Raw genomic sequence first — 3,502 nt, 5'->3', positions numbered from 1 at the left:
TTACTTGGGTGGTAGGGGAAAGTTTGGGAAAAAACAGGTGTGTGTGTTATTTTTAATTTGCTAAAGGGAAAAATTCAAATTAAGACGTTTTTGTAAAAGAGGCCATTTTCGTCATGTTACGGAATGAGTGCCTTTAGCAATTGGGGAATCCACTGTTCTTTTACCGGATCGTAGGCACCGAAACCCGAACAAAATTCCCAGTACGCCCAGCTAAAATGCCGGGCTTCCGCTGCCCGGGCCACGGCATTGGTCCAGAGCGCCCGCGAAACCAGGTCCGCTTTCGAGTAGGCGCCAAATTCCCCCACGTAAATCGGGCGGTTATGCTGGCGGGCCCAGTCAGCCACCCGATCAAAATCCTGATTGATGGCAGCCACTTCCGCTGCCGTTGCATTCCATTGGGTGCCGAGCCAGGCCTGGCTTCCGGAAACCCACTCCGCGCCCTGGTGAGTAAAGTGAAAGGGGTTGTAATAATGAACCGTGACAATGGCATTCTGTTCTTCTTCCGGAATTTTCAAATCGCTCAGGGACGCAATGCCTCCCCAGTTTGCCGTACCTACAACCACCGTTCGCAGGGGATTGGACGCCCGAATGACGGCCAGTGCCTTTGGCAAAAGAGCATTCCACAGTTGGGGCGTGAGGTTGGCATGGGGTTCATTTAAGATCTCGAACAGCACCGCATCGGAGAAATTCCGAAAGTGGAGGGAAATTTGATTCCACAGAGCCAGAAAACGTTCTTCCTGGCCGGAGGGGTTTTGCATCAAGGCATCGTAATGATGAATATTAATCACGACAGCCAGTTTATAGCGTAATGCCTGGCGGACAGCCCAGTCCACACGCGCCATAAAAGCAGGATCGATCGTGTAGGGTTTGGCCGTGTCTGCATGCGCCGACCACCGGATGGGAATGCGCACCGAGTTGAAACCGGCTTTCGCAATTTTCTGAAAGTAGCTTTCTTTTAAAACCACACCCCAGGCACCTTCGTAAGGTGCATCAAGGGCATTCCCCAGGTTGATACCCCGCCCCAGACGATCATTTTGTAAAAAAGGATCAGGCGGGGCTGTCTTTTCTTCTTGCGATGAAATCGGACTGACATGCCGGGTACATCCCGAAAAAAGCATCATTAATAAAAAGAGGGATAAAAATAATTTAACGTTTTTTGAATGCATGTGAACCGTGATTAAGAGTTAATTTTAAAAGAATCAAAGCCATTGATTTAAGATGTGTAGTTGATTATATTAAAATACAAAATTTTGAAACAATTTCAAGGTATTTTTGAGAGAAAATATTTTCGTTGATATTATGACCGGGAATAAAACTCTGTAAAATAGCTGCCAGTGCAAGTGATTTACGGGAGTGAAGCAGAAAAAATGTCGATCCGTGTGCAATCTTATCTATTGAGTTTTTGGGCCCCGGTTACCAATCAATTTGAAGGGAGTTGACGAATGAAATTTGGAAGTAATTCCATTGAAAGATCCATTATTCGAAAAAGCCTGTTTTCGTTTATCTTGGCGGTCATTGTGTTGTGCGGGTATCTGGCCTATTCCCTCTGGGCACGCCCGCACCTGTCTGCTTCGCTGGGACTGATCCTCACCCGGTTGTTCTACACCATCCTGACCTTTTTTGTGATCCTCTTTTTTCACCGGGCGCTCACGGCCTTTTTCCACTGGTACAACGAAAATGTGGTGCAAAAGACGCAGTCCACACTGGACGACAAATTCCTGCCTCTTTTTCACCGGCTGACGATTGTGGTTCTTTGGTCCGTGGCGTTCATTACACTGCTCAGCCTGTTTGGGATTAACATCAGTGCGCTGGTGGCCACGCTGGGTGTCAGTTCACTGGCCATTGCTCTGGCCGCTCAGGACACTATTGCCAATCTGATTGCCGGGTTTCTGATTATGGTTGATCAACCCTTTCGCGTGGGAGACAAAATTAAACTCCCCTCGGGCGAAGTTGTCACCGTGAAAGAAATCGGCATCCGACGCTCCAAGTTCTACATGGAGGACAAAGCGGTTGTGATCGTGCCCAATGTGGATCTGAGCAAAAATAAGATTGTCAATTTCAGCTATGTGGAAGAAGCAAAGACGCCGAACGTCACCTGATTTTTGTGGTGTCTTTGCGCTAAATCAAAGAGATTGCTTGAAAAAACAAGAGTTTCTTACTAAATTTACATAGGCATTTGCTTTGAAAACCGCGAATGAGACAAATTACGCACATTCACTTTCAATAAAATTAATTCGTGAAAATTTACATAATTAGTGGGCAAAGGCTTTTTTGAGCAAATGCCTCAACCCGGAATCTCGAAATGATTGTCCCAAATACCCAGGAGTGATTATGAAATCAAACACGCTTCCCATTGGCAAGCTGCAAATTGAGCACCTGGACAAACTGCTGCAAAAATATTCGATTTCGGACGATCGGGTAATCGTGGGAGCCGGAATCGGCCGGGATGCGGCTGTGATTGATTGGGGAGAAAAATACCTTGTGGCCAAAACCGACCCCATCACCTTTGTAACAGATGAGATCGGTTTTTACGCCGTTACAATTAATGCCAACGATATTGCCTGTACAGGCGGAACGCCCCGATGGTTTATGGCGACGCTTCTTTTACCGGAAAAAGATACGAATCCGGAACTCATTGAGAGCATCATGAGCCAGATTTCGACTACCTGCAAGATGTTAAAAATTGGGTTGATTGGCGGGCACACGGAAATCACCACGGGCATTGATCGGCCGATTGTTGTGGGACAGATGCTCGGGGACGTTCAGCGGAACAAATTGGTGCGGCCGGAGGCCATTCAGGCAGGTGACCTGGTTATTCTAACCAAAGGAATCGCCATCGAAGGAGTGTCCATCCTGGCCAGGGAGCGGGAAGAGGAGATCTTAAAAAAATTCGGTGAGAAGTTCCTGAAAAGGGCCAAAAATTTTCTTCACGAGCCTGGAATCAGTGTTTTGAAGGATGCCCAAATTGCCACCCGTGTGGCTCGCATTCACGGCATGCACGATCCCACGGAAGGCGGATTGTTAACCGGGTTGCACGAATTGACCCGGGCAGCGAAAGTCAGCCTGGAAATTCTGCCGGAGAAAATTCCGGTTTTAGAAGCGGCAAGGCAGTTGTGTGACTATTTTCAGCTGGATCCGCTGGGTGTCATCGCTTCGGGGGCGCTGATCATCGTAACCGATCCGGTGGATGCCGATGTGGTGGTCAAGGCGCTCAAAGAAGAAGGGATTTCGGCAGAAATTATTGGCACGGTTTTGCCTCCCGGGCAGGGAGTGGTATTTCGGCGTGGAAATGACGTGGAAAAGGCCCCGAAATTTGAACAGGACGAATTAACCAAGATATTCGAAACGGAGTAGCCGCAACGGATATGAAATGGGCCTGTTCCCGGTTAAAAAGTGGAACGTAATTTTGCGAAGGTTCCCAGCCTGCGCAAGGTTATTTTTCTAAGGGGAGCGCCTTTTTGATCTCCTGTTCGTACTCCGGGAAATAATGCGCAATCACCAT

At 47.9% G+C, this 3,502-nt stretch carries 3 protein-coding genes; 2 read left to right on the top strand and 1 reads right to left on the bottom strand.

Annotated elements, in window-relative coordinates:
* Positions 1-116 precede the first annotated feature (116 nt).
* Positions 117-1,118 carry a glycoside hydrolase family 5 protein gene (locus tag GXO76_13490; GenBank protein ID NOY78871.1) on the bottom strand — a complete coding sequence of 334 codons (1,002 nt, stop codon included), beginning with the start codon at positions 1,116-1,118 and terminating at the stop codon, positions 117-119.
* A 324-nt stretch (positions 1,119-1,442) separates the two neighbouring features.
* Between GXO76_13490 and GXO76_13485 the strand changes: the two genes are divergently transcribed.
* The gene (locus GXO76_13485; protein ID NOY78870.1) at positions 1,443-2,099 is read left to right on the top strand and encodes a mechanosensitive ion channel; all 657 of its coding nucleotides are present in this window, start codon (positions 1,443-1,445) and stop codon (positions 2,097-2,099) included.
* Positions 2,100-2,331: 232 nt separating this feature from the next.
* Positions 2,332-3,354, top strand: a complete 1,023-nt coding sequence (locus GXO76_13480) for a hydrogenase expression/formation protein (protein NOY78869.1) — start codon at positions 2,332-2,334, stop codon at positions 3,352-3,354.
* Positions 3,355-3,502 lie beyond the last annotated feature (148 nt).

This window comes from Calditrichota bacterium, from assembly GCA_013151735.1.
Classification (GTDB): domain Bacteria; phylum Zhuqueibacterota; class JdFR-76; order JdFR-76; family BMS3Abin05; genus BMS3Abin05.
This window is presented reverse-complemented; position numbering and strand designations above follow the sequence as displayed.

Bases quoted from the DNA above. Each gene is read 5' to 3' on its own strand.
- GXO76_13480 (NOY78869.1), top strand. From the start codon at position 2,332: ATGAAATCAAACACGCTTCCCATTGGCAAGCTGCAAATTGAGCACCTG.
- GXO76_13485 (NOY78870.1), top strand. From the start codon at position 1,443: ATGAAATTTGGAAGTAATTCCATTGAAAGATCCATTATTCGAAAAAGC.
- GXO76_13490 (NOY78871.1), bottom strand. From the start codon at position 1,118: ATGCTTTTTTCGGGATGTACCCGGCATGTCAGTCCGATTTCATCGCAA.